At 67.9% G+C, this 24,512-nt stretch carries 27 protein-coding genes; 6 read left to right on the top strand and 21 right to left on the bottom strand.

The genetic code is table 11. The features are described from left to right. Window positions 1–17 precede the first annotated feature (17 nt). From AC0IZS_RS24845 to arsC, 10 genes are all read right to left on the bottom strand, one after another. A complete protein-coding gene (locus AC0IZS_RS24845) occupies window positions 18–1,484 on the bottom strand; it encodes an NAD(P)-binding domain-containing protein (RefSeq protein WP_471638107.1) in 1,467 nt (488 codons plus the stop codon). Window positions 1,485–1,550: 66 nt separating this feature from the next. Further along, a complete protein-coding gene (locus AC0IZS_RS24840) occupies window positions 1,551–1,868 on the bottom strand; it encodes an ArsR/SmtB family transcription factor (RefSeq protein ID WP_471638106.1) in 318 nt (105 codons plus the stop codon). Window positions 1,869–1,923: 55 nt separating this feature from the next. After that, window positions 1,924–2,814, bottom strand: a complete 891-nt coding sequence (locus AC0IZS_RS24835; RefSeq protein ID WP_471638105.1) for a sterol desaturase family protein — start codon at window positions 2,812–2,814, stop codon at window positions 1,924–1,926. Between the two features lie 16 nt (window positions 2,815–2,830). After that, window positions 2,831–3,391 (bottom strand): arsinothricin resistance N-acetyltransferase ArsN1 family B, encoded by a 561-nt coding sequence (locus AC0IZS_RS24830; protein ID WP_471638104.1) that lies wholly within the window; start codon window positions 3,389–3,391, stop codon window positions 2,831–2,833. Between the two features lie 46 nt (window positions 3,392–3,437). Next, entirely contained in the window at window positions 3,438–3,917 is a 480-nt protein-coding gene (locus AC0IZS_RS24825; protein ID WP_471638103.1) for a MarR family winged helix-turn-helix transcriptional regulator, read from the bottom strand. A gap of 100 nt (window positions 3,918–4,017) precedes the next feature. Then, entirely contained in the window at window positions 4,018–4,731 is a 714-nt protein-coding gene (gene arsH / locus AC0IZS_RS24820; protein ID WP_471638102.1) for an arsenical resistance protein ArsH, read from the bottom strand. A gap of 32 nt (window positions 4,732–4,763) precedes the next feature. Continuing rightward, entirely contained in the window at window positions 4,764–5,258 is a 495-nt protein-coding gene (locus AC0IZS_RS24815; protein ID WP_471638101.1) for an arsenate reductase ArsC, read from the bottom strand. A 43-nt stretch (window positions 5,259–5,301) separates the two neighbouring features. After that, window positions 5,302–5,796 carry an arsenate reductase ArsC gene (locus AC0IZS_RS24810; RefSeq protein ID WP_471638100.1) on the bottom strand — a complete coding sequence of 165 codons (495 nt, stop codon included), beginning with the start codon at window positions 5,794–5,796 and terminating at the stop codon, window positions 5,302–5,304. 109 nt (window positions 5,797–5,905) lie between these two features. Further along, window positions 5,906–6,283 carry an ArsR/SmtB family transcription factor gene (locus AC0IZS_RS24805; RefSeq protein WP_471638099.1) on the bottom strand — a complete coding sequence of 126 codons (378 nt, stop codon included), beginning with the start codon at window positions 6,281–6,283 and terminating at the stop codon, window positions 5,906–5,908. Between the two features lie 46 nt (window positions 6,284–6,329). After that, window positions 6,330–6,761, bottom strand: coding sequence for an arsenate reductase (glutaredoxin) (gene arsC, locus AC0IZS_RS24800; RefSeq protein ID WP_471638098.1), 432 nt, complete (start codon window positions 6,759–6,761; stop codon window positions 6,330–6,332). 110 nt (window positions 6,762–6,871) lie between these two features. On the opposite strand from arsC, the gene AC0IZS_RS24795 reads away from it, so the two are divergent. After that, window positions 6,872–8,158 (top strand): arsenic transporter, encoded by a 1,287-nt coding sequence (locus AC0IZS_RS24795; protein WP_471638097.1) that lies wholly within the window; start codon window positions 6,872–6,874, stop codon window positions 8,156–8,158. A gap of 70 nt (window positions 8,159–8,228) precedes the next feature. Here AC0IZS_RS24795 and AC0IZS_RS24790 read toward each other — a convergent pair whose 3' ends face one another. The 5 genes from AC0IZS_RS24790 to AC0IZS_RS24770 form a co-directional block, all read right to left on the bottom strand. Next, window positions 8,229–8,360, bottom strand: a complete 132-nt coding sequence (locus AC0IZS_RS24790; protein WP_471638096.1) for a hypothetical protein — start codon at window positions 8,358–8,360, stop codon at window positions 8,229–8,231. A 375-nt stretch (window positions 8,361–8,735) separates the two neighbouring features. Further along, complete coding sequence (locus AC0IZS_RS24785; protein WP_471639573.1) at window positions 8,736–9,413, bottom strand: hypothetical protein; 678 nt, start codon at window positions 9,411–9,413, stop codon at window positions 8,736–8,738. A gap of 11 nt (window positions 9,414–9,424) precedes the next feature. Then, on the bottom strand, window positions 9,425–10,432 hold the full coding sequence (locus tag AC0IZS_RS24780; protein WP_471638095.1) for an MlaD family protein: 1,008 nt from the start codon (window positions 10,430–10,432) through the stop codon (window positions 9,425–9,427). 20 nt (window positions 10,433–10,452) lie between these two features. Next, window positions 10,453–11,253, bottom strand: a complete 801-nt coding sequence (locus AC0IZS_RS24775; protein WP_471639572.1) for an MlaE family ABC transporter permease — start codon at window positions 11,251–11,253, stop codon at window positions 10,453–10,455. Window positions 11,254–11,397: 144 nt separating this feature from the next. Continuing rightward, window positions 11,398–12,561, bottom strand: coding sequence for a citrate synthase (locus tag AC0IZS_RS24770; protein ID WP_471638094.1), 1,164 nt, complete (start codon window positions 12,559–12,561; stop codon window positions 11,398–11,400). 110 nt (window positions 12,562–12,671) lie between these two features. Here AC0IZS_RS24770 and AC0IZS_RS24765 point away from each other — a divergent pair, with 110 nt between their 5' ends. The 5 genes from AC0IZS_RS24765 to AC0IZS_RS24745 all read left to right on the top strand — a co-directional run bounded on the left by AC0IZS_RS24765 (window position 12,672) and on the right by AC0IZS_RS24745 (window position 17,219). Next, complete coding sequence (locus AC0IZS_RS24765) at window positions 12,672–13,628, top strand: 2-hydroxyacid dehydrogenase (RefSeq protein WP_471638093.1); 957 nt, start codon at window positions 12,672–12,674, stop codon at window positions 13,626–13,628. 64 nt (window positions 13,629–13,692) lie between these two features. Next, window positions 13,693–14,679, top strand: coding sequence for a Bug family tripartite tricarboxylate transporter substrate binding protein (locus AC0IZS_RS24760; protein ID WP_471638092.1), 987 nt, complete (start codon window positions 13,693–13,695; stop codon window positions 14,677–14,679). 6 nt (window positions 14,680–14,685) lie between these two features. Continuing rightward, complete coding sequence (locus AC0IZS_RS24755; protein WP_471638091.1) at window positions 14,686–15,396, top strand: fumarylacetoacetate hydrolase family protein; 711 nt, start codon at window positions 14,686–14,688, stop codon at window positions 15,394–15,396. 18 nt (window positions 15,397–15,414) lie between these two features. Next, window positions 15,415–16,179: an SDR family oxidoreductase gene (locus AC0IZS_RS24750; protein WP_471639571.1), complete on the top strand. Its 765-nt coding sequence runs from the start codon at window positions 15,415–15,417 to the stop codon at window positions 16,177–16,179. Between the two features lie 47 nt (window positions 16,180–16,226). After that, the gene (locus tag AC0IZS_RS24745; protein ID WP_471638090.1) at window positions 16,227–17,219 is read left to right on the top strand and encodes a Bug family tripartite tricarboxylate transporter substrate binding protein; all 993 of its coding nucleotides are present in this window, start codon (window positions 16,227–16,229) and stop codon (window positions 17,217–17,219) included. Between the two features lie 176 nt (window positions 17,220–17,395). On the opposite strand, the gene AC0IZS_RS24740 is transcribed toward AC0IZS_RS24745, so the two are convergent. Genes AC0IZS_RS24740 through AC0IZS_RS24715 form a run of 6 tightly spaced genes read right to left on the bottom strand, consistent with a single transcriptional unit; the run spans window position 17,396 to window position 24,324 of the window. Next, entirely contained in the window at window positions 17,396–18,400 is a 1,005-nt protein-coding gene (locus AC0IZS_RS24740) for a Gfo/Idh/MocA family protein (protein ID WP_471638089.1), read from the bottom strand. A gap of 26 nt (window positions 18,401–18,426) precedes the next feature. Beyond that, window positions 18,427–19,743: a xylose isomerase gene (xylA, locus tag AC0IZS_RS24735; protein WP_471638088.1), complete on the bottom strand. Its 1,317-nt coding sequence runs from the start codon at window positions 19,741–19,743 to the stop codon at window positions 18,427–18,429. Window positions 19,744–19,763: 20 nt separating this feature from the next. Then, on the bottom strand, window positions 19,764–21,212 hold the full coding sequence (xylB, locus tag AC0IZS_RS24730; protein WP_471638087.1) for a xylulokinase: 1,449 nt from the start codon (window positions 21,210–21,212) through the stop codon (window positions 19,764–19,766). Window positions 21,213–21,228: 16 nt separating this feature from the next. Then, window positions 21,229–22,404: an ROK family protein gene (locus AC0IZS_RS24725; protein WP_471638086.1), complete on the bottom strand. Its 1,176-nt coding sequence runs from the start codon at window positions 22,402–22,404 to the stop codon at window positions 21,229–21,231. 25 nt (window positions 22,405–22,429) lie between these two features. Beyond that, the gene (locus AC0IZS_RS24720; RefSeq protein ID WP_471638085.1) at window positions 22,430–23,194 is read right to left on the bottom strand and encodes an ATP-binding cassette domain-containing protein; all 765 of its coding nucleotides are present in this window, start codon (window positions 23,192–23,194) and stop codon (window positions 22,430–22,432) included. Beyond that, window positions 23,191–24,324, bottom strand: a complete 1,134-nt coding sequence (locus tag AC0IZS_RS24715) for a sugar ABC transporter permease (RefSeq protein WP_471639570.1) — start codon at window positions 24,322–24,324, stop codon at window positions 23,191–23,193. Before AC0IZS_RS24715 ends, AC0IZS_RS24720 begins: the two co-directional genes overlap by 4 nt. Window positions 24,325–24,512 lie beyond the last annotated feature (188 nt).

The following is a 24,512-nucleotide window of genomic DNA, read 5'->3' as shown; positions in this document are numbered from 1 at the left end:
CATGGGGACGGCGGGCATCAGCCGCAGCATGACGTTTTGGCCGTCACCACCTGTTGCGAGGATGCCGCCTTGGACGCCGTGGGAGCGGCAGCCGGAGTACATCCCCCGCTGCCCTTGACCTTCTCTGTCTCGTCCAGCGCGCAGCAGGCCGACGTGTCTTGCACCGCCGGGCCACCACAGCAACCCGCAGCAGCGGTGGTCTGCCCCGTTGGCGGCTCGGAAAGGTCCACCGAGCACACGCCCGTCTGCGGCAGGTCAAGCTGTACCTGGTTCGCCGCCACCCAGTCGCCGGCAATGGCCGCCACCACCGAACGCGCCTGCTCATAGCCCGTGGCCATCAGGAAGTTGGGCGCACGCCCGTAGCTCTTGGCGCCGATGGCATAGAAGCCGGGCTCAGGATGGGCCAGTTCCCTGTGGCCGTGGGGCCGCACGGTGCCACAGCTGTGCAGGTTGGGATCGATCAGGTCGGCCAGGGCCTCGGTGCTTTCGATCCAGGGATCCAGGCGCGTGCGCAGTTCGCGCGCCAGCGACAAATCAGGGCGCGAGCCCGCGGCCACGATGATCTCGTCGACGTCCTCCACGGGGGCCAGGAGTGGGTCGATGGCGCGCACGGTCATGCGGCCACCGGCCAGCTCCACGGACTGCACGCCAAAGCCCAGGTGCAGGACGATGCGCTGCTGCCCGACGAGGTCGCGCAGGCGGGTGCCCAGGGCGCCGCGCGCCGGCAGGCCATCGGCACTGCCACCGCCGAAGATCTTGCGCAGGTCCTTGCTCCGCACCGCCCAATGCACGCGAGTTCCCGGTTCTTCATCGGCCAGTGCTGCCAGCGCCAGCAGGTTGCCGGCAGCGGAATGGCCCGCGCCCACCACCATCACCGAACGGCCCGCATACCGGCCACGGGCAGCCCCGAGGATGTCCGGCATGCCATAGGCAATGTGTTCCCCCGCCGCACGCTCGCCCAGCGCGGGAAAGCCATGGATGCCCATGGGATTGGGCTGGCCCCAGGTGCCCGACGCGTCGATCACGGCATGGGCCCGGATCTCTTGCACCCCTTCTGTGGTCTCGACCACCAGCACGAAGTCCGCATGCTCCCGTCCGGCCGTCTTGACCTTGTCGAAGCCAGCGCGCGAGATGCCCAGCACCTGGTGGCCGAAATGGATGTGGGGTGCCAGCGCGCCATGCGCTGCCAGCGGGCGCAGGTAGCGCTCGACCAGCTCACCAGCGGTAGGCAGGCCTTCGGGGTCGGGCATGGACCACCCGGCGGCTTGCAGCAGCGCGCGCGCCGCTGTGTCCACGTTGTAGCGCCAGGGCGAGAACAGGCGCACGTGGCCATAGGACTGCAGATGGGCGGCAACACCTTGCCCGGCTTCGAAGACCTCCACCGCGATACCGCGTCCGACCAGGTGGGCGGCGGCCGCCAGTCCGATGGGGCCGGCACCGATCACGGCCACCGTGAATGAAATGGGGGATGTGGAATCAGCCATGGGGATATCCTTCGTATTTCGTAGATTAACGAACATTCATGACAAAAAGAAGAGGCCTTTGCCTCTTCACACGGACTGGACCAACTGCTTGAGCTCGGCGAGCCGCGCGGGGTTGATGCAATAGCAGGTGCGCTGTTCCTCGGCGGAGCCCAGGATCAGGCCCGCCTCCTTGAGCACTTTCACATGCTGCGAAGTGGTGGACGGCGCCAGACCCACCACATCTGCCAGGCTGCCGAAGTAGCACTGGCCATAGCTCGACAGGTGGCGCAGCAGCTGGATGCGGGCCGGGTGGGCCAGCGCCTTGAGCAGCATGGCCAGCTCGGCCGTGCGCTCATCATCGAGCAGGACCAGAACGTCCACTTCTTCACCAGGGCAGCAGGACATGGGCGGCTCTCTTAATTCGTATTTTTACGAATGATCAATCGTTGCACGCAGCATGTCAAGCCCGGCAGCACCCCGGCACGAACATCGACTTCAACTGGCCCCAATAGCCCGAGCGCGCCGGATAGCCCGCACTGGACGCAAACAGGCCCACCCGCGCCGGGTCGTTGCCTGCAGGCGTGTAGCGGAAGGTGCCGAAGACCTGGTCCCACAGCACGAAGGCGCTGCCGAAATTGCGGTCGCCCTCGCTGCTTTCGGTGGAGTGGTGCCAGCGGTGCAACTCGTTGGTACTGAACACGTAGTTGGCCCAGCCGCTGCGCAGACCGAGGTTGGCGTGCTGCAGCATCAGCACCGGTTGCGAAATGGCGAGGTAGCACAGGATCGCCTCGGCCGGGAAGCCCAGCAGCAGGGCCGGCAGCATCGACAGGGCGAAGTTGATGGCGTGGTTGAGCGGATGGAAGCGCAGGTTGTTCAGCGCGTACAGGCGCTCGCTGCCGTGGTGCATCGCATGCAGCCACCACAGCGGCGCCAGCCTGTGGTGCAGCCGGTGCGCCCAGTATTTGCCGAATTCGATGAAGAGCGCTGCCAGAACGACTTGCAGGGCAAAGGGCTGGTTCTGCAACCACGCCGAGCTGCCTGTATTGCCGGGCCCGCTGTGCCCATAGACTGCGAGCAGCGCCAGTGTGCCCAGCAGCTTGAGCAGCGGCTCCACCACGGCGACCAGGGTGGCTGCGCTGGCCCAGTCGGTGGCGCGGTCTCCGTTCGGCTGGTTCCAACTGGTCCGGTAGGGGTAACAGCGCTCCAGCACGCTGGCCAGCAGCAGCGTCAATGCCGAGGCGAGCAGCACCACGGGCTCCAGCGGGCCCCCGGCATTGTGGGTCGCGACGAATGCACCGAGGCTGGCCACAGCGACCAGAACTAAGAGATAGCGGGACAAGAAGACGGGCATGGTCGGTCCTTGTGTTTCAGGCCTGGAGGGTTTCGGCCCGGCCGGCCAGGACATCGAACTTCAATGGGACGGCTGGATGATCTGGCGACTGCAGGCTGCACTGCCACCAGCCCACGTCGTGCCACTGCCCGTGCTTGAAGCCGACCTGGCGGTACACGCCCAGCGCCTCGAAGCCCACGGACTCGTGCAGCGCCACGCTGGCCTGGTTGGGCAGGGCAATGCCGGCGAATGCCTGGCAGTAGCCGAGCCCGACGAGGATGCGCTTGAGCTCGCCATACAGCCGCTTGCCGGTGCCCTGCCCCCGCGCGTCCTCGCGGATGTAGGCCGTGGTATCCACAGACCACTGGTAGGCCGAGCGCTCGCGGTGCTTGCTGGCATACACGTAGCCGTTGACCCGGCCCTGCGCGTCTTCGCTGACCAGCCAGGGCAAGGTCTGCAGGGTCTGGGCGATGCGCTCGCGCATCTGCTCCACGGTGGGCACCTCCAGCTCGAACGAGATGCTGGTGTGCTGCACGATGGGCGCATAGATGGCGGTGATGGCGTCAGCGTCGGTGGGTGTGGCGGTGCGGATGGTCATGGGTCAGCGTCTGTTGGTACAGGGTGAAGAAAGAGCACGGCGCTGTTCAGCAGCACGGCCCCGCGTCCTTGGGCGGGCGCGGCAAGGTGCAGCAAGGCACGGCCTGGTCTTGCCGCAGCGCCTTCATGAGCAACTGCAGCGACTTCTCGACGGCGGCGCGGTCGCGCTCGCTCAGGCACCCGAGCAACTGCGCCGCGTGGGCGTCCAGGGTGGTGTTCAGTTCGCAGACCCTGCCCTCCCCCTCGGCGGTGAGCGTGACCAGCCAGCTGCGGGCATCCGCCGGGTTGGGCTCCTTGGTCACCAGGCCGCGCGCGGCCATGGCCTCCACCGCGCGCGAGACCCAGCTCTTTTCCAGGCTCACGCGCGCGCCGAGCTCGGACAGTGGCAAGGGCCCTGAGCGCCCCAGCTCGGTCAGCAGGTGGCACTGCGTGTTGGTGGTGTGGCTGCACTCGGCCACCACGCGCTGGGCCCGCGTGTACATGCGGGCGACTTCGCGCAGCAGGCTTCCTGAATTAGCGGCTGTCATTTGAGTGTGTATAGCAACTAAATGGCTGCAGATTAGGAGATGTTCATTTCGTTGTCAATAGCAACTACATGGAGCAGCCAGCCCCTTGCGGGGTGGGCCGTCAGATGGACGCCTGGTTGACCCGGCGCATCAGCGCCTCGCCCGACTCCTTGCGCTCGCTGTAGCGGTCCACCAGGTACGGCGACACGTCGCGCGTGAGCAGGGTGAACTTCATGAGTTCTTCCATCACGTCCACGATGCGGTCGTAGTAGGCCGAGGGCTTCATGCGGTTGTCGTCGCCGAACTCCTGGAAGGCCTTGGCCACCGAGGACTGGTTGGGGATGGTGAGCATGCGCATCCAGCGGCCGAGCACGCGCATCTGGTTGACCGCATTGAACGACTGCGAGCCGCCGCACACCTGCATCACCGCCAGGGTCTTGCCCTGCGTGGGACGCACGGCCCCCTGGGCCAGCGGGATCCAGTCGATCTGGGTCTTGAGGATGCCGGTCATGGCGCCGTGGCGTTCGGGCGAGCACCAGACCATGCCCTCGGACCAGGCGGCCAGGGTGCGCAGCTCCACGACCTTGGGGTGCGCGTCCGGCGCGCCGTCAGCCAGCGGCAGGCCCTCGGGGTTGAAGATCTTCACCTCGGCCCCCAGCGCCGTGAGGATGCGTGCGCCCTCTTCGGTGGCCAGGCGGCTGAAGGAGCGCTCACGCAGGGAGCCGTAGAGCATGAGGATGCGCGCGGGATGTGTGGACACCAGCGCAGCAGACAAACGCGCGGCGTCGGGCACCTGCAGCAGGTGGGCGTCGATGTGGGGCAGGTCAGAAAGCATGGGGCAGGCCGTGGTGCGGTAATGGTGGTTGCTCAGCTGTGTGCGATTCGGTTCAGCTGGGTCTGCAGGTCGGCGTCGCTCAGGTCGGCCAGGGGCAGCTCCAGCAATTGCAGCATGCGGTAGCCGATGGCCTGGCGGGTGATCTCGAAGGCCTGGCGTTTGCCTTCATCGCCGCCCTGGGCATTGGAGGGGTCGGGGTAGCCCCAGTGCATCTGGATGGGCGTGCCCGGCCAGTACGGGCAGACCTCACTGGCCGCGCTGTCGCAGACGGTGATGACGATGCGCATCACCGGCGCCTCGGCGGCGGTGAACTCGTCCCAGCTCTTGCTGCGAAAGGCGTCCGTCCTGACGCCCGCACTGGCCAGCGCTTCGAGCGCCAGGGGGTTGATGCGGCCGCTCGGTGCGCTGCCGGCGCTGTGGGCCTGCACGTCCAGGCCGCGGACCTTGGCCAGGTGGTTGAGCATGCCTTCGGCCAGCACGCTGCGCGCGGAGTTGTGCGTGCACAGGATGAGGATGTGGGTGGTCATGGTCGTGGAAAGGAATGAAAAAGTGAGGGGGCCGGGGTGGGGTTCACGCCTGCCCGATGTCCTGGATCTGGCGCTTGATCGCCAGGGCGTCGAGCTTCTCCAGGGGCAGCGCCAGCAGCAGCTCGATGCGCCGCTTGAGGATCAGCGCCGTGTCGCGGAAGGCCTTGTCCACCGCTTCGGGCGTGCCCTCGGCGGCCGATGGGTCGGGCACGCCCCAGTGCGCGCTCATGGGCTGGCCCGGCCAGATGGGGCAGACCTCGCCGGCGGCGTTGTCGCAGACGGTGAACACGAAGTCCATCTCGGGCGCGCCGGCCTGGGCAAACTCGTCCCAGTTCTTGCTGCGCGCGCCGGTGGCGGGCACATGCAGGCGCTCCAGCGTGGCCAGGGCCAGCGGGTTGACGGTGCCGCTGGGAAAGCTGCCGGCCGAGTGCCCTCGAAAGCGCCCTCCTCCGAAATGGTTCAGCAAGGCTTCGGCCAGGATGGAACGGGCAGAGTTCTGCGTGCAGATGAAGAGCACGTTGTAGGTTTTTTCGGTCATGGGGAAAGACTCCAGGAAGTGATGACGGCGGCAGGTTGCACATTTGATTTCAACATTTCATTAAATATTGAAATAATGACCATGGAACGACAGGCAATGGATCGGCCTGTCAGGCCGCTGCAGTGGCCTTGGGGCGCTTCTTGCCAACGGCCGAAGCTGGCGCGCAGCCAGCCTTGACGGGCAGCTCGGCGCACAGTTCAGGCTTGCCCGCGCAGCACTCTTCGGTCAGGTAGCCGATCAGCTCCGCCATCAGCGCCAGGTTGGCCCGGTAGCGCTGGTAGCGGCCCTCCTGCTCCACGGTGAGCAGCGAGGCGTGCGTCATGCCCTTGAGGTGAAAGGACAGGTTGGTGGGCGGCACGTCCAGCGCCGCCGAGATCTCGCCGGCCACCATGCCGCCGGGCCCCTGCCGCACGAGCAGGCGGAACACGTCGAGCCGCACGGGGGAGGACAGCGATTCGAAGACGGCGGTGGCGGCGGTTTTTTGCACGGACTGACTATACAAGAGCGGTTGGGTTGCGCAGAAGGCCCAGGGATCAAGCGACCCGGCGGCCCTGCGCGTCGATGACCAGTTCGCCATCTTCCTTGGCGAAGGGGCCTGGCAGCGCGGGCAGCAGGTCCAGCACCGCCTCGGAGGGGCGGCACAGCCGGGTGCCGGCGGGCGTCACGACGATGGGCCGGTTGATGAGGATCGGGTGGGCGAGCATGGCGTCGAGCAGTTGCTCATCGGACAGCGCAGGGTCTTGCAGGCCCAACTCGTCGTACGGCGTGCCCTTTTGCCGCAGCAGCGCGCGCACGGGGATGCCCATGGCGGCGATCAGCTCGGTGAGCTTTTCGCGGCTGGGCGGCGTCTTGAGGTATTCGACGACGGTGGGCTCGATGCCGGCGTGGCGGATCATCGCGAGCACGTTGCGCGACGTTCCACAGGCCGGGTTGTGGAAGATGGTGGTGTCGATGGAGGCTTGCATGGCATCAATAATACAACTATTATTGAACTATTCAAGCAACCGCAAACTTCCTGCACCCGCAGATGCTTGCGGCCCCCTCCCCCTCTCCCCCTTTTGAAAAGAGAAAACAGATGCTTGTGGCTCTGTCGATATTTGTCGCCACCATCGCGCTGGTCATCTGGCAGCCGCGCGGGCTGGGCATCGGCTGGAGCGCCAGCGCGGGCGCCGCCGTGGCGCTGCTCACCGGCGTCGTGCAGCTGTCCGACATCGCCGTGGTCTGGCAGATCGTGTGGAACGCCACGGCCGCCTTCATCGCCATCATCATCGTCAGCCTGCTGCTCGACGAGGCGGGCTTCTTCGAGTGGGCGGCCCTGCATGTGGCGCGCTGGGGGCGCGGCAGCGGCCGCATGCTGTTTGCGCTCATCGTGCTGCTGGGCGCGGCCGTGGCAGCGGTGTTCGCCAATGACGGCGCGGCACTGATCCTCACCCCCATCGTGATCGCCATGCTCGTGGCCCTGGGTTTCAGCCCCGGCGCCACCCTGGCCTTCGTGATGGCCGCGGGCTTCATTGCCGATGCGGCCAGCCTGCCGCTGGTGGTGTCCAACCTGGTGAACATCGTCTCGGCCGACTTCTTTCGCATCGGGTTCCGCGAATACGCTTCGGTCATGGTGCCGGTGAACATCGCCTCGGTCGCGGCATCGCTGGCCATCTTGCTGCTGTACTTTCGCCGGGAGATTCCGGCAACCTACAACCAGGACCAGCTCAAGCTGCCGGCCGCTGCCATCCGCGACCCGGCCACCTTCAAGACGGGGTGGGTGGTCCTGGTGCTGCTGCTGGTCGGCTTTTTCGGGCTGGAACCGCTGGGTGTGCCGGTCAGCGCCACCGCCGCCGCAGGCGCCGCACTGCTGCTGGCCGTGGCGGGCCGGGGCCACGTGATCAGCACAAAGAAGGTGCTGCGCGAGGCGCCGTGGCAGATCGTCGTCTTCTCGCTGGGCATGTACCTGGTGGTCTACGGGCTGCGCAACCAGGGGCTGACGGCGTACATCAGCCAGTGGCTCAACGCCTTTGCCGGCTACGGCATCTGGGGGGCGGCCATGGGGACCGGTGTGCTGACGGCGGTTCTGTCATCCCTGATGAACAACATGCCCACGGTGCTGGTGGGCGCGCTGTCCATCGATGCCTCTGCCGCCACCGGCGTGATCAAGGAGGCCATGATTTACGCCAATGTCATCGGCAGCGACCTGGGCCCCAAGATCACACCCATTGGCTCGCTGGCCACCCTGCTGTGGCTGCATGTGCTGCAGCGCAAGGGCATCCGCATCGGCTGGGGCTATTATTTCCGCGTGGGGGCGGTGATCACCGTTCCCGTGCTGCTGGTCACCCTGGCGGCGCTGGCGCTGCGGCTTTCGCTCAGGTAGGCCCCAAAAGAGGCGGGCCGGCACCCAGAGGTACCGGCCCGCCGTCAATCAGCCAGGTTCAGGCGATCAATCAATCGCAGCAGCCCAGCATTTCCAGGCAGCACTCGGCCAGCTCCGTGCAGCAGCCGGACTGGGCCATGGCCATGCCTGCCATCGACAGCAAGACAGCGGCCACGCTGAATTTGAAAAGTTGCTTCTTCATTGGAAAACTCCTGAGGGGATTGGATAGAAAAAAGGGAAAACAGGGAACCATCCAAGCTCAATCAGGTGGCCTCCACACCGAGGCATTCCAGGACACCCACTGCGACCGGGCACCCAGGGGCCACGCCGAATCCACGGACATGGCGCTCAAAGGGGTATGCGGGGCCGCCATCAACGGCGTACCACAGGGCTGGCAGCCAGGCATGGCGCAGGCACTGCCGTCATCGCAATCGGACATGCAGCAATGGCCGTACGAGGCAATGCCGGCCGACACCGTCTGGGTCAGGAAAGCACTGCCCAGCAGCAGCAAGCAGATGGCAAGAATTCTACGCACCGTGCGAATGTACCGCAGCGCCCCGGCTTCAGGCGGCGTGCATCATTTGCCCATGCTGGCGCCCGCCTGCTCCACCACCGCCACGCGCCGGCGCAGGCGCTCCGCCGCGTTCTTGTCCCCCGCCGCCTCGGCGCGCTGCACCTGCAGCAGCAGCCAGGCCATGAGCGGGCGGCGCCAGCCCTGGGCGGATGCGGTGTCGGTCGCCGTGGCGATGGCTGCCGGGTCGGCCCGACCGGCCTGCAGCAGCACACCGGCGGCCACCAGGCGCGAGAGCGGGTCTTCAATGGCGGCCAGCGCGGCGCCGCCCGATCCCAGTGTTGCCACGGCTCGCTGGGCCGGGGGCAGCAGCGCCACGTCGGGCGCGGTCAGCGGTTTGCCTGCCAGGTGGTCGGCATAGGCGCGCTCGGGCGGCGCGGCATCCTGGCGCAGCGCCTCGAAGGCGGTGCAGGGCTCCACCACCAGACTGGCCACCTGGGCGGCGCAGCGCAGCAACTCCAGCCGGGCCAGCAGGTCCGGGCGGCCGGTGCGGGCGACCTCGGCGCGGGCACGCTCCCATTCGAGTTTTTCCACACGGGCATTGCCCGAGAGGTAGGCGTCGAGCGCCTTCTGGGCCGAGCCGTGGGCGTTCATCTCCCACTCGGGCTCGGGCGGCTTGCTGGCGCAGCCGACAAGCAAGCTGCCGACCAGGGCAGCGGCAAGCAAACTCCGTACGATGGGCATCGTCTTGTGGATCATGGCAGCTTGATCTCCCGGTCGCGTGCAAACGGCCATTTGCGGTTGATCTCGGTGACCAGGCTGTCGATCTTGCGCAGGTTGCTTTCCACCTCGGCGCGCAGGGCACCCAGGTCGTTGGTGGCCTCGCGGGCATTGGCGCCCACGGCCTGGGCTTCGACCAGCACGGCGTCCACCTTCTTCAGGCTGGTGCGGGTGTCGGCCAGCAGGTCATTGACCTGGCCGACGGCGGCGCGCAGCTCGGGCACCAGCGCATCCTTGTTGCCATCGGCGCCGAAGACCTGGCGGTCGGCGCGCGCCGCCAGGGTATCCAGGCGCGCCAGCAACGTGTTGGTGCGGTCCAGCGTGGTCACGAGCTTCTTCGCGTCGCTCTCGCTGCCCATGAGGGCGCCCAGCACGCCGCCCGGGCCATTCAGGCGCTCGGTCAGTTGCTGCACGTTGGAGAGGGTGCTGCCCAGGGCGGCGTCCTGCGCGGTCAGGTTGTTCAGGTTGCCCAGCAGCTCGCGCGCCGAGGCCATGAGCTGCGGGATCTCGGCCGTGGCATCGCCGCGCAGCACCGGGCGCACCGCGCCATTCTCCAGCGGCGGGTCGGTGAGGATGCCGCTGTAGGCGCGGATGTTGGTGCCGCCCACGATGCCGCGCACCAGGGTGAACACGCTGGAGCTGCGCAGCCAGTGCGCGTCCTTGCTCGGCACCTCGATGGTGATGCGCGCATTGCCCTCGTTGGCCAGCTCGATGCGGCGCACCCGCCCGATGGGAAAGCCCGAGAACGTCATGTCCATGCCCACCACCACACCCTCGGAATCGTCGGCGGTGAGCACCAGGGTCTGCGTGGGCTCGAACACGCCGCGCGCATACATCAGGAACAGGCCCGAGCCGATGATGAGCGCCAGCGTGAACATCAGCAGTGCCGCGGCCTTGATCTCCAGGTAGGCCACGGGGCGCAGCGTCTCCTGCGTGGAGCCTTCGGTCGGCGGCGGTGCCGGAGGTGGAGTGCGGTCGGTCATGGGTGTGTTGTTGTTATGGGTCAGTAGTAGTTGCCCATCAGCGAGGCCACTTCGATCAGCAGCAGCACGGCGAACATGCGCGCCAGGCCGCCCAGTTCCGAATCGGGCTGGCCCCGGCCCTCGGCGTCGTACAGACCGGCGGCCATGGGGATCAGTGCCACGGTGAGGCTGAAGAACAGCGTCTTGAGCGCGAACAAGGTGGTCACGCTGGGGGTGAACACGCGCCCGAACATGCGGGTGTAACCCCCCGCCTCGGCCAGGTTGAAGCCGTACACGCCCAGGTAGCCCATGACCAGCGCCACCACGCAGCTGAGCGCGGCCAGCGTGATGCTGGCGAACACCCCGGCCACCACGCGTGGCAGCAGCTCCACGCGCACCGGGTCCGAACCCTGGCGGCGCAGCTCGTCGAAACGCCCCGACTGGCGCAGCAGGGCCAGTTGCGTGCCGTTGGGAATGGTGGCACGCATGGCCACGAAGAGTGCGGCGGTGAGCGGGATCAGCTCCAGCACCAGCACGCGGATCACCATCTCCATGGCGTAGCGCGAGAGCCCGTAGCTGAGCGCCGTGACCACCACGATGCGCGTGAGCACCAGGCTGATCAGCGCCGCCAGCACCGTGAAGCCCAGCAGCACTGGCGCCGTGTCCAGGTACAGATGGCGCGCCAGCGAGCGGCGCGTGGCGCGCCCGTAGCTCGACGGCGAGAGCACCAGCACCAGCACCACCGCCCCCAGGTACAGGATGCGCCACCACGCCACGGCCCAGCGGCGCACCGTGCTCCAGGCACGATCAGGCAGGGACAGGCCGGGCAGGCGGTTGATCATGGCGGACATGATAGCGGCGGGGGTACCACTTCCCAAGGAGAAGGCCCGCGCCAGCTATCGGGCATTTGCATCGCCTACCGCTTGTGTGGCATGACTGGGCAGCTACACATTGCATAGCAGACGATACATGCGCTCACACCCTGCCTATTTGCGGGCGTTGTGCTGCACCACCGGCACGCGCCCCACGTAGCGCCCGCGTGGGCGGATCACCTGCGCCACGCCGCGCTGCTCCAGGCTGTGGGCCAGCAGCCCCACGCTGCGCGCGGTGGCGAACAGGGCAAACGCCGCGTCGGCCGGCAGGCGGTAGTGCGCGACCAGCGCGGCCAGGGCCACGTCGATATTGGGCTGCAGGCCGGTGAGCTCGGTCGCCTTGTGGATGAAGCGCGCAATCACCTCGGGCGGCTCGAACATCGCGAGCAAGGCCGCCGCGCGCGGATCGCCATCGGGGTAGATGTGGTGGCCGAAGCCGGCCAGCGGCAGGCCGGTGGACAGGTAGTGGGCCAGCACCTTGTCTTCGCCCAGCCGCTCCACCTCGCTGAACAACGCCTGCACGCGGCCCGAGGCATCGCCGTGCAGGGGCCCCGACAGCGTGCTCAGCCCCGCCAGCACGCAGGCCGGCAGCGAGGCGCCGGTGGACGCCGCGATGCGCGTGGCAAAGGCCGAGCTCGTGAGCTCATGGTCGGCCAGCAGCACCAGCGCCGTGCGCAGCAGCTCGGCCACCGGGGCGCGCTGCTTCCAGCCCTTGGCAAAGCGCAGGTGCAGCGGGCCCTTGCCGGGCTGGGCGCCGAAGGCATTGGCCAGTTGGCCCACCAGGGCCTGGCCCTCGGCATGCAGCACGCGCGTGAGCCGCCCGCTGGTGGAATGCCCCGTGGCGGCCAGCCCGGCGAGCACCGTGAACGCGGCGCCCCGCCCCGGCGTCGCGGTGTCGGCCGGCGCATCGCAGGCAAAGTCCACCGCCTGCTCTGCCGCCCACAGCAGCTGGGCCGCGTCTTCGAGCGTGGCGGTGCGCGCCAGCACGATGGCGTCTTCACCCCGGTAGTGGGGGCGCTCGCGGAAGAAGGCCGACAGCGCGGTGGGGATGCTGGGCTCAGAGCCGAACAAGGTGTTGGTGGCCAGCGTCTCGCGCTTGCTGCCGGCCTTCTTGCGCCGGGCCAGGCCGCTCAGGTCCTCGGCGCGGTACAGGCTCTTGCGCGTGTCGGCCGGGTCGGGCATGACCTCGAGCTTGCCCCGGCTCACATAGGCATAGATGGTCTGCGGTTGCACGCCGAGGAGCTGGCAGGCCTCGGTCATCGAAATCCAGGAAGCCATGGTGGTGGTGGTCGTTGAGGTCTATACATTGATTTTACACGTCAAGATTGACCACGGCATCAACACAAAACTACGATGCCTTCCATTCCAACGTGTTTCCGCATACCGACATGACAAAGCCCCAGGTTCTGCAACTCAACCCCATCCTGATCCCGTCGGTGAACGACGCGCTCGCCTCGCTGTACACGGTGCACAAATACTTCGAGATGGCCGATGGCGCGGCATGGCTGCGCGCGCACGGTGCCGGCATCGGCGCAGTGATCACCGGCGGGCACACGGGCATCTCGCGCGCCATGCTGGAGCAGTTGCCCGCCCTCAAGGTGGTGGCCGTCAACGGCGTGGGCACCGACGCGGTGGACCTGGCCTACTGCCGTGGCCGCGCCCTGCCCGTCACCGCCACGCTGGGCGCGCTGACCGAGGACGTGGCCGACCTGGCCATCGGCCTCCTGATCGCCGTCTGCCGCAACATCTGCACCGGCGACCGCTTCGTGCGCGACGGCCAGTGGGAGCAGTTTCCGCAGCCCGGCGCCATCCCGCTGGCGCGGCGCTTTTCCGGCATGCGCGTGGGCATCGTCGGCATGGGGCGGGTGGGCCGCGCTGTGGCCACCCGGGCCGCCGCCTTCGGCTGCCCCATCGCCTACACCGATCTGCGCGCCATGAGCGATGTGGCGCACCGTTTCGTGCCCACCCTGCTGGACCTGGCGCGCGAGTCCGACGCACTGGTGCTCTGCGCTGCGGCCGACAGCGCCGAGGGCATCGTCGATGCGGCCGTGCTCGATGCGCTGGGCGCGCAGGGCTACCTGGTCAACGTAGCGCGTGGCCGCCTGGTCAACGAGGCCGACCTCGCGGCAGCCATCAGTGCGGGCCAGATCGCCGGCGCAGGGCTGGATGTGTTCGTGGACGAGCCGCGCGTGCCCCTGGCGCTGCGCCAAAGCGAGCGCACCGTGCTGCAGGCCCATCGCGCCAGCGCCACCTGGGAGACGCGTGCGGCCATGGGCCAGATGGTGCTGGACAGCGTGGCCCAGGCGCTGGCCGGCGAGCGGCCGGCAATGAGCCTGACCACATGAACTGAGCCTGGCGGTACCCGCCGCTTCCCCTTCCCCAAAAAACACAACGGAGACAGACACCGCCATGACGTCCACACGACGACGCTTCGCCTTCACCCTGGCCATCGCCTTCGGCGCCACGGCCCTGGCGGCATCCACCGCCTTTGCGCAGGCCTATCCCAACCGCCCGGTGACCCTGGTCGTGCCCTTCCCGCCCGGGGGCGGCACCGACACCGGAGGCCGTGTCATCGCAGAGCAGTTGGCCCGGCGCTGGGGCCAGCCCGTGGTGGTGGAGAACAAGGGCGGCGCGGCCGGGCAGATCGGTGCCGACTACGTGGCCAAGTCCAGGGCCGACGGCTACACCCTGCTCCTGGGCAACATCGGCACGCAGGCCATCAACCCCTCGCTGTACGCCAAACTGCCTTACGACGCGGACAAAGCCTTCGCCCCCATCTCGCTGGTGGCCGAGCTGCCGCTGGCGATGATGGTCAACCCGGCCGTGGCGGCGAAGACACCGGCCGAATTCATCGCCCTGGCCAAGGCGCAGCCGGGCAAGCTGAGCTACAGCAGCTCGGGGGCCGGCGGCGCGCCGCACCTGGCGGCCGAGATGTTCAAGGACCAGACGGGCACCTTCATCCTGCACGTACCGTACCGTGGCGGCGGCCCTGCGATTGCCGACCTGCTGGCAGGGCATGTGCAACTCTCCTTCATGACCGCGCTGGAGGCCTCGGGCCACATCAAGGCCGGCAAGCTGCGCGCCCTGGCCGTCACCGGCGACAAGCGCCTGCCTGCACTGCCCGAGGTGCCCACACTGGGCGAAGGCGCGCTGCCGGGCTTCAATGCCATCTCGTGGATCGGCCTGCTGGCCCCTGCAGGCACGCCGCCCGAGGTGGTGGACAGGATCTCGGCCGATGTGCGTGCCGTGCTCGCGGACGAAGCCGTGAGAGCCCGCTTTGCCGGCCTGGGCGGCGTGCCGCGTGCCACCTCGCCGCAGGAGTTCGGCAAGCTGATCGCGGCCGACAGGGCGCGCTACGCGCAGATCATCCGCAGCCGCAAGATCACCATCGAGTGAGCCACCATGCCGGACTTCGCGTTCCCTCCACCCGCCGCCACCCCCCTGCCGGTGGCGGGCAGCAGTGCCCTGTTCCCCGTGGGCCGGGTGTTCTGCATCGGCCGCAACTACCGCTGGGCGCCCGATGAACCCCGGCCCGTGCACATGCCCGCCTGGTTCATGAAGCCCGCCAGCGCCGTGGTGCCCGCACAGGGCGTGCTGCCCTACCCCGCGCAAACCCGCGACTTCTGCCACGAGATCGAGCTGGTGGTGGCCATTGGCCGGGGCGGCCGTGACATCGCCCCGGAGCGCGTGGAGGCACAGCACATCTGGGGCTATGCCGCCGGGCTGGACATGACACGGCGCGACCTGCAGCAACAGGCCAAGCAGGCGGGTGGCCCCTGGGAGCCCGCCAAGGCCTTCGACCAATCCGCCCCCTGCACGCCCATCGTGCCCGTTGCGGTGTGTGGCCACCCCCGCCAAGGCGCCATCTGGCTCACGGTGAATGGCCAGGAGCGCCAGCGCGCGGACCTGTCCGGCCTGCTGTGGACGATGCCGGAGCTGGTGGCCATGCTGTCGCGCTCGGTCAATCTCGCGCCGGGGGACCTGGTCTACACCGGCACCCCCGCCGGGGTGGGCCCGCTGCAGCCGGGCGATGTGGTGCGCGCGGGCGTGCAGGGCATCGGCGAACTTTCCATGGCGGTGGGCGCAGGCCCATCGCCGATTTCCCCCATTTGACGGAGACAGACCTTGAGCATGAACACCCTTTCACCCCCTCGCATCGCCCTGGTCACCGGGGCGGGCAGCGGCATCGGCCGCACCACCGCGCTTGGCCTGCTGGGCGACGGCTGGACCGTGGTGCTGGCGGGCCGCCGCGCCGAACCACTGCAGGCCCTGGCGGACGAGGCCGCCGCGTGTGGCCAGACGGCCCTGGCCGTGCCCACCGACGTGAGCAACCCGGCCAGCGTGCAGGCCCTGTTCGACGCCATTGAGCAGCGCTTTGGCCGGCTGGACCTGCTGTTCAACAACGCCGGGGTGAACGCCCCGGCCGTGCCCATGGACGAGCTGCCGCTGGAGAAGTGGCTGAGCGTGCTCAACACCAACGTGGGCGGCGTGTTCCTGTGCGCCCGCGCGGCCTTCGGGCTCATGCGCCGACAGGTGCCGCAGGGCGGGCGCATCATCAACAACGGCTCGATCTCGGCGCACACGCCGCGCCCCTTCACGGCCCCCTACACGCTGAGCAAGCACGCCGTCACGGGCCTGACCAAGGCGCTGGCGCTCGATGGCCGCGCCTTCGGCATCGTGGCCAGCCAGATCGACATCGGCAATGCGCTGACCGAACTGTCCGAGCGCATGACCCGGGGCGTGCTGCAAGCCAACGGCACGGTGGCGCCCGAACCCATGATGGACGCCACCCACGTGGCCGATGCGGTGCGCCACATCGCCGCGCTGCCGCTGTCGGCCAACGTGCTGAACATGACCCTCATGGCCAGCGCCATGCCCTTCGTCGGGCGCGGCTGAGGCCTGGCGACGATTCGATTCCACAAGACACAACGGAGACAAACACCATGCAAACCACATCCACAAGACTCAAGGCGCTGGCCCATACGGCGTTGCTGGCCCTGCTGGCAGCCGCACCACAGCTGGCATCGGCCCAGGCTGCTGCCTACCCCACGCGCGCCATCAAGATCATCGTGCCCGCGCCGCCCGGCGGGGCCATCGACACCATTGCCCGCGTGGTCGGCGACAAGCTCGCTGCGGCGCTGGGCCAAGCGGTCATCGTCGACAACCGCCCCGGCGCGTCGAACAACCTGGGTACCGACGTGCTGGCCAAGGCCGCGCCCGACGGCTACACCATCGGCATCGTGGGCGGCAGCCACAACATCAACAAGTACCTGTTCAAGAACCTGGGCTGGGACCCGGAAAAGAGCTTCGAGCCCATCGTCTACACGCACGAGGTGCCGCTGGTGTTTGCCATGTACCCGCAGATCCCGGCGAAGACGCTGCCCGAGTTCATCGCCTGGATGAAGGCCAATCCCGAGCAGGCCAAGATCGCCACGTCCGGCCGGGGCAGCGCGCAGGAGATGGCGGCCGAGATGTTCCGCATGGCCAGCGGCGCACAGGTGCTGCTGGTGCCCTACAAGGGCTCCTCGGCCGCCCACCCGGACCTGCTGGCCGGGCGCACTGCGCTGTACATCGACACCATCAGCGCCATCCAGGCCCAGGTCAAGGGCGGCAACGTGCGCGCCATCGCGGTTTCCACGCGCAAGCGCACCGCCGCCCTGCCCGATGTGCCCACGGCCGAGGAACAAGGCCTCAAGGGCTACGACGCCAACACCAACGGCGGCTTCCTGGCGCCTGCCGGCACACCCAAGGCCATCGTCGCCCGGCTCAACGCCGAGATCAACGCGGCCTTGAAGCTGCCCGACGTGCGCGCCAAGCTCGAGGCCGCAGGCATCGAGATCCAGGGCGGCACGCCGCAAGACTATGCGGCGCTGATCAAGTCGGACCTGGTGAAGTGGGGCAAGGTGGTCAAGGAGGCGGGGATTCAGCCGGAGTAACCGGAGTGCCGGAGGCCCGCGCGGTCCATCGGGCATTTGCGCAGGGGACGGGACACTCCGCAGTACCGATAAACGCAGGGTAGTCCCCCGCAGGTCGGAGGTAAAACCTGACAACACCGGCCTATTGGGCGCTGCAACCGATGCGCCCTCTGTCGCGATTTCTCGGTTTCAGTGGACTAGGCCACCGGCTCCCAGCGCCCCGTGCGCTCGGACAGCCACAGGGCATCCATCACCCGCGCCTGGGCCACCGCGTCATCAACACCATCGGCCTGCGGCCCCGCTGTGTCGCGTACCCGGCGGGAAAACGCCTCCACCTGCAGCCGGTACTGGTCGCAGGCCGGCAGGGTTTCGACGGTGATGCCGCTGCCATCGAGCTGCCCGCCGTCGTCCACCGCCAAGCGCATCTCGCCGCCCCGCACCGCATTGAAGGGGATGAACAGTTCGATGCGCCCGCGCGTGCCCACTACCTGAACCCTTTGAAACCGGGCGCTCTGCGTCGAGACCGTGAATGCCACCTGCCTGCCGGAGCCAAAATCCAGCAGTGCGCTGGTGAGCCGGTCGGTCCCCAGTTGCGGGTCGCGGTCTACCAGCGAAACGGCGCGCAAAGGCTCGCACTCGAACAGATAGCGCCCCGCCAGAACCGCATAGCAACCAATGTCGAACAGCGCCCCACCGCCGATGCCGGGCTGGTTGCGGATGTTGACCGGATCGTCGTTGAAGTACGAGAAGAACACCTGTACCGCTTGCGGTGTGCCGATGCGCCCCGCGCGCACCAGTTCGCGGGCGCGCAGCCACTGCGGGTGGTTGCGCACCATGAAGGCCTCTTCGATGTGCACGCGGCGACTGGCGGCCCTGAGCAACTCGGCCTCTGCTGCGCTGAGCGCCACCGGCTTCTCGCAAAGCACATGCTTGCCAGCGGCCGCCGCCTGCAGGGTCAGCGGCACATGCAGGTGGTTGGGCAGGGGGTTGTAGATCGCCTCGATGGCCGGGTCGGCCAGCAGTTCTTCGTAGCTCCCGTAGGCCTGGGCAATGTCCAGCGACCGCGCAGCCCCCTCGGCAGCAGACAGGGAGCGCGAAGCGATCGCGCGCAACTCGACCAGCGGGCTGGCGCGCATGGCGGGAATCACATGCTGGATGCCGATCCTGGCGGTACTCAGAACACCCCACACCACGGGTTTCATGGACACTCCCCGTTCACAACGGCGGGTCAAAGATAGCTGTTGAGCAGATTCTCGAGCAGCTCCTGCCGCCCGGAAACCGGCCGCGTGTCCTGGTTGCGCTGCAGCGCACGGGCTGCCACCTCGTCCAGCCCCAGCCGGCCGGCCAGCAGGTCCTGGCCAAACGCATCACCCCAGCCGGCGTAGCGGGCATCGACATGGCGGGCCAGGCGCCCGTCGGTGACCATTTTCTCGGCAATCAGCAGCGCCCGGGCCGAGACGTCCATGCCGCCGATGTGGCCGTGGAACATGTCCTCGGCGTCCAGGGACTGGCGCCGCACCTTGGCATCGAAGTTCAGCCCCCCCGTGGTGAAACCGCCGGCCTGAAGGATCAGGTACAGGGCCAGGGCCGTCTCGGGGATGTTGTTGGGGAACTGGTCAGTGTCCCAGCCGCACTGCATGTCGCCGCGGTTCATGTCGATCGAGCCGAAGATGCCCAGGTCGATGGCGGTGGCGATCTCGTGCTCGAAGCTGTGGCCCGACAGCGTGGCGTGGTTGGCCTCGATGTTGACCTTGATCTCCTTGTCCAGCCCATAGCGGGCCAGGAAGCCATAGACCGTGGCGGTGTCAAAGTCGTACTGGTGCTTGGAGGGTTCACGCGGCTTGGGCTCGATCAGGATCGTTCCCTTGAAGCCGATCTTGTGCTTGTACTCCACCACCATGTTCAAAAAGCGGCCCATCTGGTCCAGCTCATGGCCCACGCGGGTGTTGAGCAGGGTCTCATAGCCCTCGCGGCCACCCCACAGCACATAGTTCTCCCCGCCGAGCTTGAGTGTCGCGTCCATCGCCTCTTTCACCTGCAGGGCGGCCAGGGCAAAGATTTCGGGGTCGGGGTTGGTCGAGGCGCCGGACATGAAGCGGCGGTGGCTGAACAGGTTGGCCGTTCCCCACAGCAGCTTCATGCCCGTCTCGGCCTGCTTGGCCTGCAGCACATCGACCATCTCGTGCAGGTGGTTCACGCTTTCGCGGGGTGTGCTGCCCTCGGGCGCCACGTCGCGGTCGTGAAAGCAGTAGTACGGCGCGCCCAGGCGAACAAAGAAGTCAAACGCCGCATCGGCCTTCAGGCGCGCCGCGGCCATCGGGTCGGCCGTGCGCTGCCAAGGACGCTCGAAGGTGCCGTCGTAGCCGAAAGGGTCAAACCCGTTCCAGCAGAAGCTGTGCCAGTAGCAGACGGCAAAACGCAGGTGCTCCTCCATGCGCTTGCCCAGCACCAGGCGGTCTTTGTCGTACCACTTGAAGGCCAGCGGGTTGGAAGACTCAGGGCCTTCGTAGGCGATGGGGGCAATGTCGGAAAAATAGGTGCTCATGGGTTTCTCGGCTAAGGACGTCAGGGCCTGCGGTACAGGCTGCGGAACAGGGCGTGGCGAGGCGCCAGCAGCGCGCTCTCGCCCGGGTCGGGCTGGTAGACGGTGTCCACGGGGGGAGGCAGGCAGGTAGAGGCCATCGGGGCCCCCGCGCTCAGGGCGCCCAGGCGGGCGGCGCCCAGGGCGCCGCCGACGGCCGAACCACCGTGGGTGACGATCTCCACATCGAGCGCGCTGGCCAGCATCTGGGCCCAGAAGGCGCTGCGGGCGCCGCCGCCCACCAGCGACAGGCGCGTGACCTCGCTGCCAGTGGCGTTCAATGCGGCCAGGCCATCGCGCAAGCCAAAGCTCACGCCTTCAATGACCGCGTAGCCCAAGCGCGCGGCATCGGTATCGAAGTCCAGGCCGTGGAAGCTGCCCCGCACATTGGCGTCGTTGTGGGGCGTGCGCTCGCCGCTCAGGTACGGCAGGAACAGTGGCGCGGCCTCTCGGCCCGCAGCATCCAGCGCCGCCGCGCGTGCCGCCACGTCTGCGACATGGGGCGTGCCCAGCAGCTTCGCGACCCACTGCAGCGCGCTGGCCGCCGCGAGCATCACACTCATCTGGTGCCAGCGGCCGGGCACGGCATGGCAGAACGCATGCGTGGCGCTGGCGGCATTGGGCTGGTAAGTGGGCGTGACCACGAACAGCACGCCGCTGGTGCCCAGCGACAGGAACCCCTGGCCTGGCTGCACCGCGCCCATGCCCACGGCGCTGGCCGCGTTGTCGCCCGCACCACCCGCCACCACGGTGCCAGTCCGCAGGCCCAGCGACTGCGCGACCTCGGCCCGCAGCCGCCCGCTGACCTCGCTGCCTTCAACGAGCCGGGGCATGTGCCGGCGCGAAAGGCCAGTCAACGCCAGAAGGGGCTCGGACCAGTCACGGCGCTGCACATCAAGCCAGAGCGTGCCGCTGGCGTCCGACATGTCGCTGGCGTGTTCCCCTGTGAGCATCAGGCGCACATAGTCCTTGGGCAGCAACACCTTGGCCACGCGCCGGAACACCTCGGGCTCGTGGCGCGCGACCCAGCGCAGCTTGGGCGCGGTGAAGCCCGGCATCGCGAGGCTGCCGCCCAGATCGCTCAGGGCCGCAAGCTCGTGCATCATCTCGCTGCACTCTGCGGCGCTGCGCGTGTCGTTCCAGAGGATCGCGGGCCGCAATACGCGGTCTTGCGCATCCAGCAGCACGGCGCCATGCATCTGGCCCGAGAGGCCGATGGCTTGCGCCGCCGCATACTCGCCCGGGTGCGCCGCCTGCAGGCTGGCCAGGGCCGCCTGCGTGGCGCCCCACCAGTCAGCGGGGTCCTGCTCGCTATGGCCCGGATGGGGCCGCGACACCGTGAGGGCCACGCCCGCCGAGCCCACCACGCGCTGGTCAGGCCCCAGCAGCAGGGCCTTGACTTCGGAGGTGCCAATGTCGATGCCGATGTACATGGGTTGTTGCAATCAATCAGTGAAGGAACTGGGGCGCTGCGTCGCCCCGCCGGTGTTCGGACTCGTCCGGTGGCGCGGTGACCGCAGGCGCATGCATGGGCCGAAGCTCGTGGTGCAGCACCAGTGCGGCCGCGCCGACGGCCGAGGCCAGCAGCCCGTAGCGGGCCGAACGCACCTTGGGCGCGGCCATGCCTGCGCTGGTCGCATAGCCCTGCAGCGTTTCTCGGGCCACGCGCACGATGTCGGGATAGCGCTCGCAAGACGGTCCACCGACGACCAGTGCGCCCGGGTTGAAGGTAGTCCACAGGTTTTGCAGCACCACGCCCAGGTAGACACCGCCGCGCGCTGGCTCGGCCTGCCGTTCCAGCGCGCGGGCGCCAAGGAAGGTTTCGGCACACCCCTTGCGTCCGCAGGAGCACGCCGGTCCGTCGATCTGCACAATGCTGTGGCCGATTTCGCCAGCCATGCCCTGCAGCCCGGTGAACAGGCGGTCGTTGAGCACGATGCCAGCGCCCACGCCCACGCCGCAGGTCACGAAGATCAGCGAATCCGTCGCCTCACCGCCGGCAAACTCGTATTCGCTGAGCGCGGCGGTGTCGGCTTCGTTTTGCACATGCATAACCACCGACGGGCAGCCAGCCTCGGCCAGGGCGCGTGCCATCAGCGGCTGGAAGGCTACATCACGCCAGCCCAGGTTGGGCGCGAAGCGGATGGTGCCGGTGGCCTCGTCGAACGCGCCGGGCACACCGATGCCCATGCCAGAGACCAGCACCGGCCTGGCCGCCAGTTCGCCATGCGCGCGCACCGCCAGGGCCGCAACCTGGCCGCACACCGCTCCAGGCGCGCGGTCGGCCAGGGGCTCCTCGGCCGACCACAGTACCTCGCCCGTGAGCGACACACCCACCACGCGCAGCGACTCGACCCCGATCTCCACGCCCAGCATGGCGCGGCGGCTGCCGTCCAGCTGCAAGGGTGTGGAGGGGCGGCCAAGGCCCTGTGCGGCCGCCAGGCTGGTTTCGGTGATCCAGCCCTCTTCGATCAACTCGCGCACCAGCAGGCTCACCGTCGACTTGGTCAGGCCGCTCTCGCTGGCCAGTTGCGCGCGAGACAGGCCGCCCCGCTGGCGCAGCAACCGCAGGAGCACGCTGCGATTGATCCGTTTGACAAGTTGCTGGTCGCCGGTGGTTTTCATGGTGTGGTCTTCGGAGCGCCGGTTTTCAAAGGCTGTGGGCCTGCGCTTTTCCCTCGGGTTGCTTGCCGGCGATGATCATGCCCAGGACCTCGTCCTCGGTAACCCCCGCGGTGCGGTAGGTGCCCACCAGGCGCCCGTTCTTCATCACCGCCAGGCGGTCGCTGAGCCCGAACACGTCGGGCATGTCGTGGGTGATCAGGAAGATGCCAACGCCCTCGGCCTTGAGCTGGCGCACGAGGTTGCCCACCATCGCGGTTTCCTCAGGACCGAGCGCGGCAGTGGGCTCATCCATGATCAGGATGCGCGCGTTGAAGTAGATGGCGCGCGAGATCGCCACCACCTGGCGCTGGCCGCCCGACAGGCGCCGCACTGGCGTGCGCACGTTGCGAAAGTTCTTGTTCAGGCGCTCGAATACCTTGCGCGCTTCGGCGTCCATGCGGTGGTCGTCCAGCGTGCGCCAGGGTGTGAGCAGCTCACGCCCCAGGAACAGGTTGGCCACTGCGTCCAGGTTGTCGGCCAGCGCCAGCGTCTGGTAGATCGACTCGATGCCGAGGCGCTGGGCATCGACGGGCGTACGGATGTGGGATTTCTGCCCCTGCACCAGCACCTCTCCGCTGTCGATCGGGTAGGCGCCCGCCAGCATCTTCATCAGCGTGGACTTGCCTGCACCGTTGTGCCCCAGCAAGGCGACCACCTCGCCCGGGTGCAGGTTCAGGCTGACATCGTTTACCGCCTTCACGCCGCCAAACGACTTGCCGATGTGGCGCATCTCCACCAGGGGCGCGTTCATGCCGCGTCTCCCGTCAAGCGGCGATAGACCACGTCGAACACCACGGCGGCAATCAGGACCTGGCCGATGATCACGTAGCGCAGGCCAATCGAGATGTCCAGCAGCAACAGGCCGCTGTCGATGCTTTGCATGATGAGCGCGCCCAGCACCGATCCCAGAATGGAACCACTGCCGCCGGAGAGCGCCGTGCCGCCGATCACGGCCGCAGCGATCACAAACAGCTCCATGCCGGTGCCCAGTGAATTGGTCCCCGCGTTCAGCCGTGCAATCGAGACCATGGCCGCGATGGTGATGAGAACCCCCATCAGAGCAAACAGCATCAGGGTGACGCGACGCACCGGAATACCGACCAGCGCGGCGGCCTCCGGGTTGCCCCCCATGGCAAACACATAGCGGCCAAAACGTGTGCGGCGCACGATGAACGACAGCACCACGGCCACGCCGCCCCAGATCAGTACGGGGATCGGCACGCCCTGGGGCGCGTCCTTGGTGGGGATCTGGTAGGCGTTCATCGTGGCGACAAAAGCCACGGCAATCAACGCTGGCACGGCGGCCACCAGAGCATCCAGCCACAGCGGCGGGCTGGGCACACCATACGCAGCCTTGGCCCGGCGCCGCAGCCAGGTCTTGACCCCCATGGCCACGACCAGCGCCAGCGCCAGCCACCAGCTGGCCTGCACGCCGATGGCGCCATCAAAACCACCGCCCAGCCTTTGAAAGAATGCGTCGCTGACCGGTTGGGTCTTGCCATCGGCCACCAGAAAGGCCGCGCCGCGAAACGACATCAGCCCACCCAGCGTGACCACGAAAGACGGCACCCCCAGCATTGCCGTGAGCGCACCCTGGTAAAGCGATACGCCGATGGCGACGGCCAGCCCGGCGAGGGACGCCTCGACCCAGTGCCAGCCGGCGGTGTACATCAGCGTGGCGATCAGCACACCCACAAACCCCATGACGGAGCCGACCGACAGATCGATGTGGCGTGCGACGATGACCAGCACCACCACCGTGGCCACGATGCCGACCACCGCGGTCTGCTGGGCAATGTTGTAGAGATTCTCGGGCGACAGGAACAGGCCGCCGGAGAGGATGTTGAACACGATGGCCGTGGCCACCAGGACCACCCCCATCAGCACCAGCCGCCAATCGATGGCCAACTGCCTGAGGACATTGGGAACAGGACTCACAAGCGCACTCCACCAGAAACAAAAAAGGACCGCAGGCTAGTGTTCTGTCCCGCAAATAGATGCCAAAAATAAAGCCGATGGATTTCGCGCCAGGGCAAGGCGCAAACCGCAGCGATAGCCGTAGCTATCGC

The organism is Acidovorax sp. AC410 (assembly GCF_979253235.1).
The sequence above is the reverse complement of the archived record's forward strand: the minus strand, read 5'-3'. Positions and strand labels throughout refer to the sequence as shown.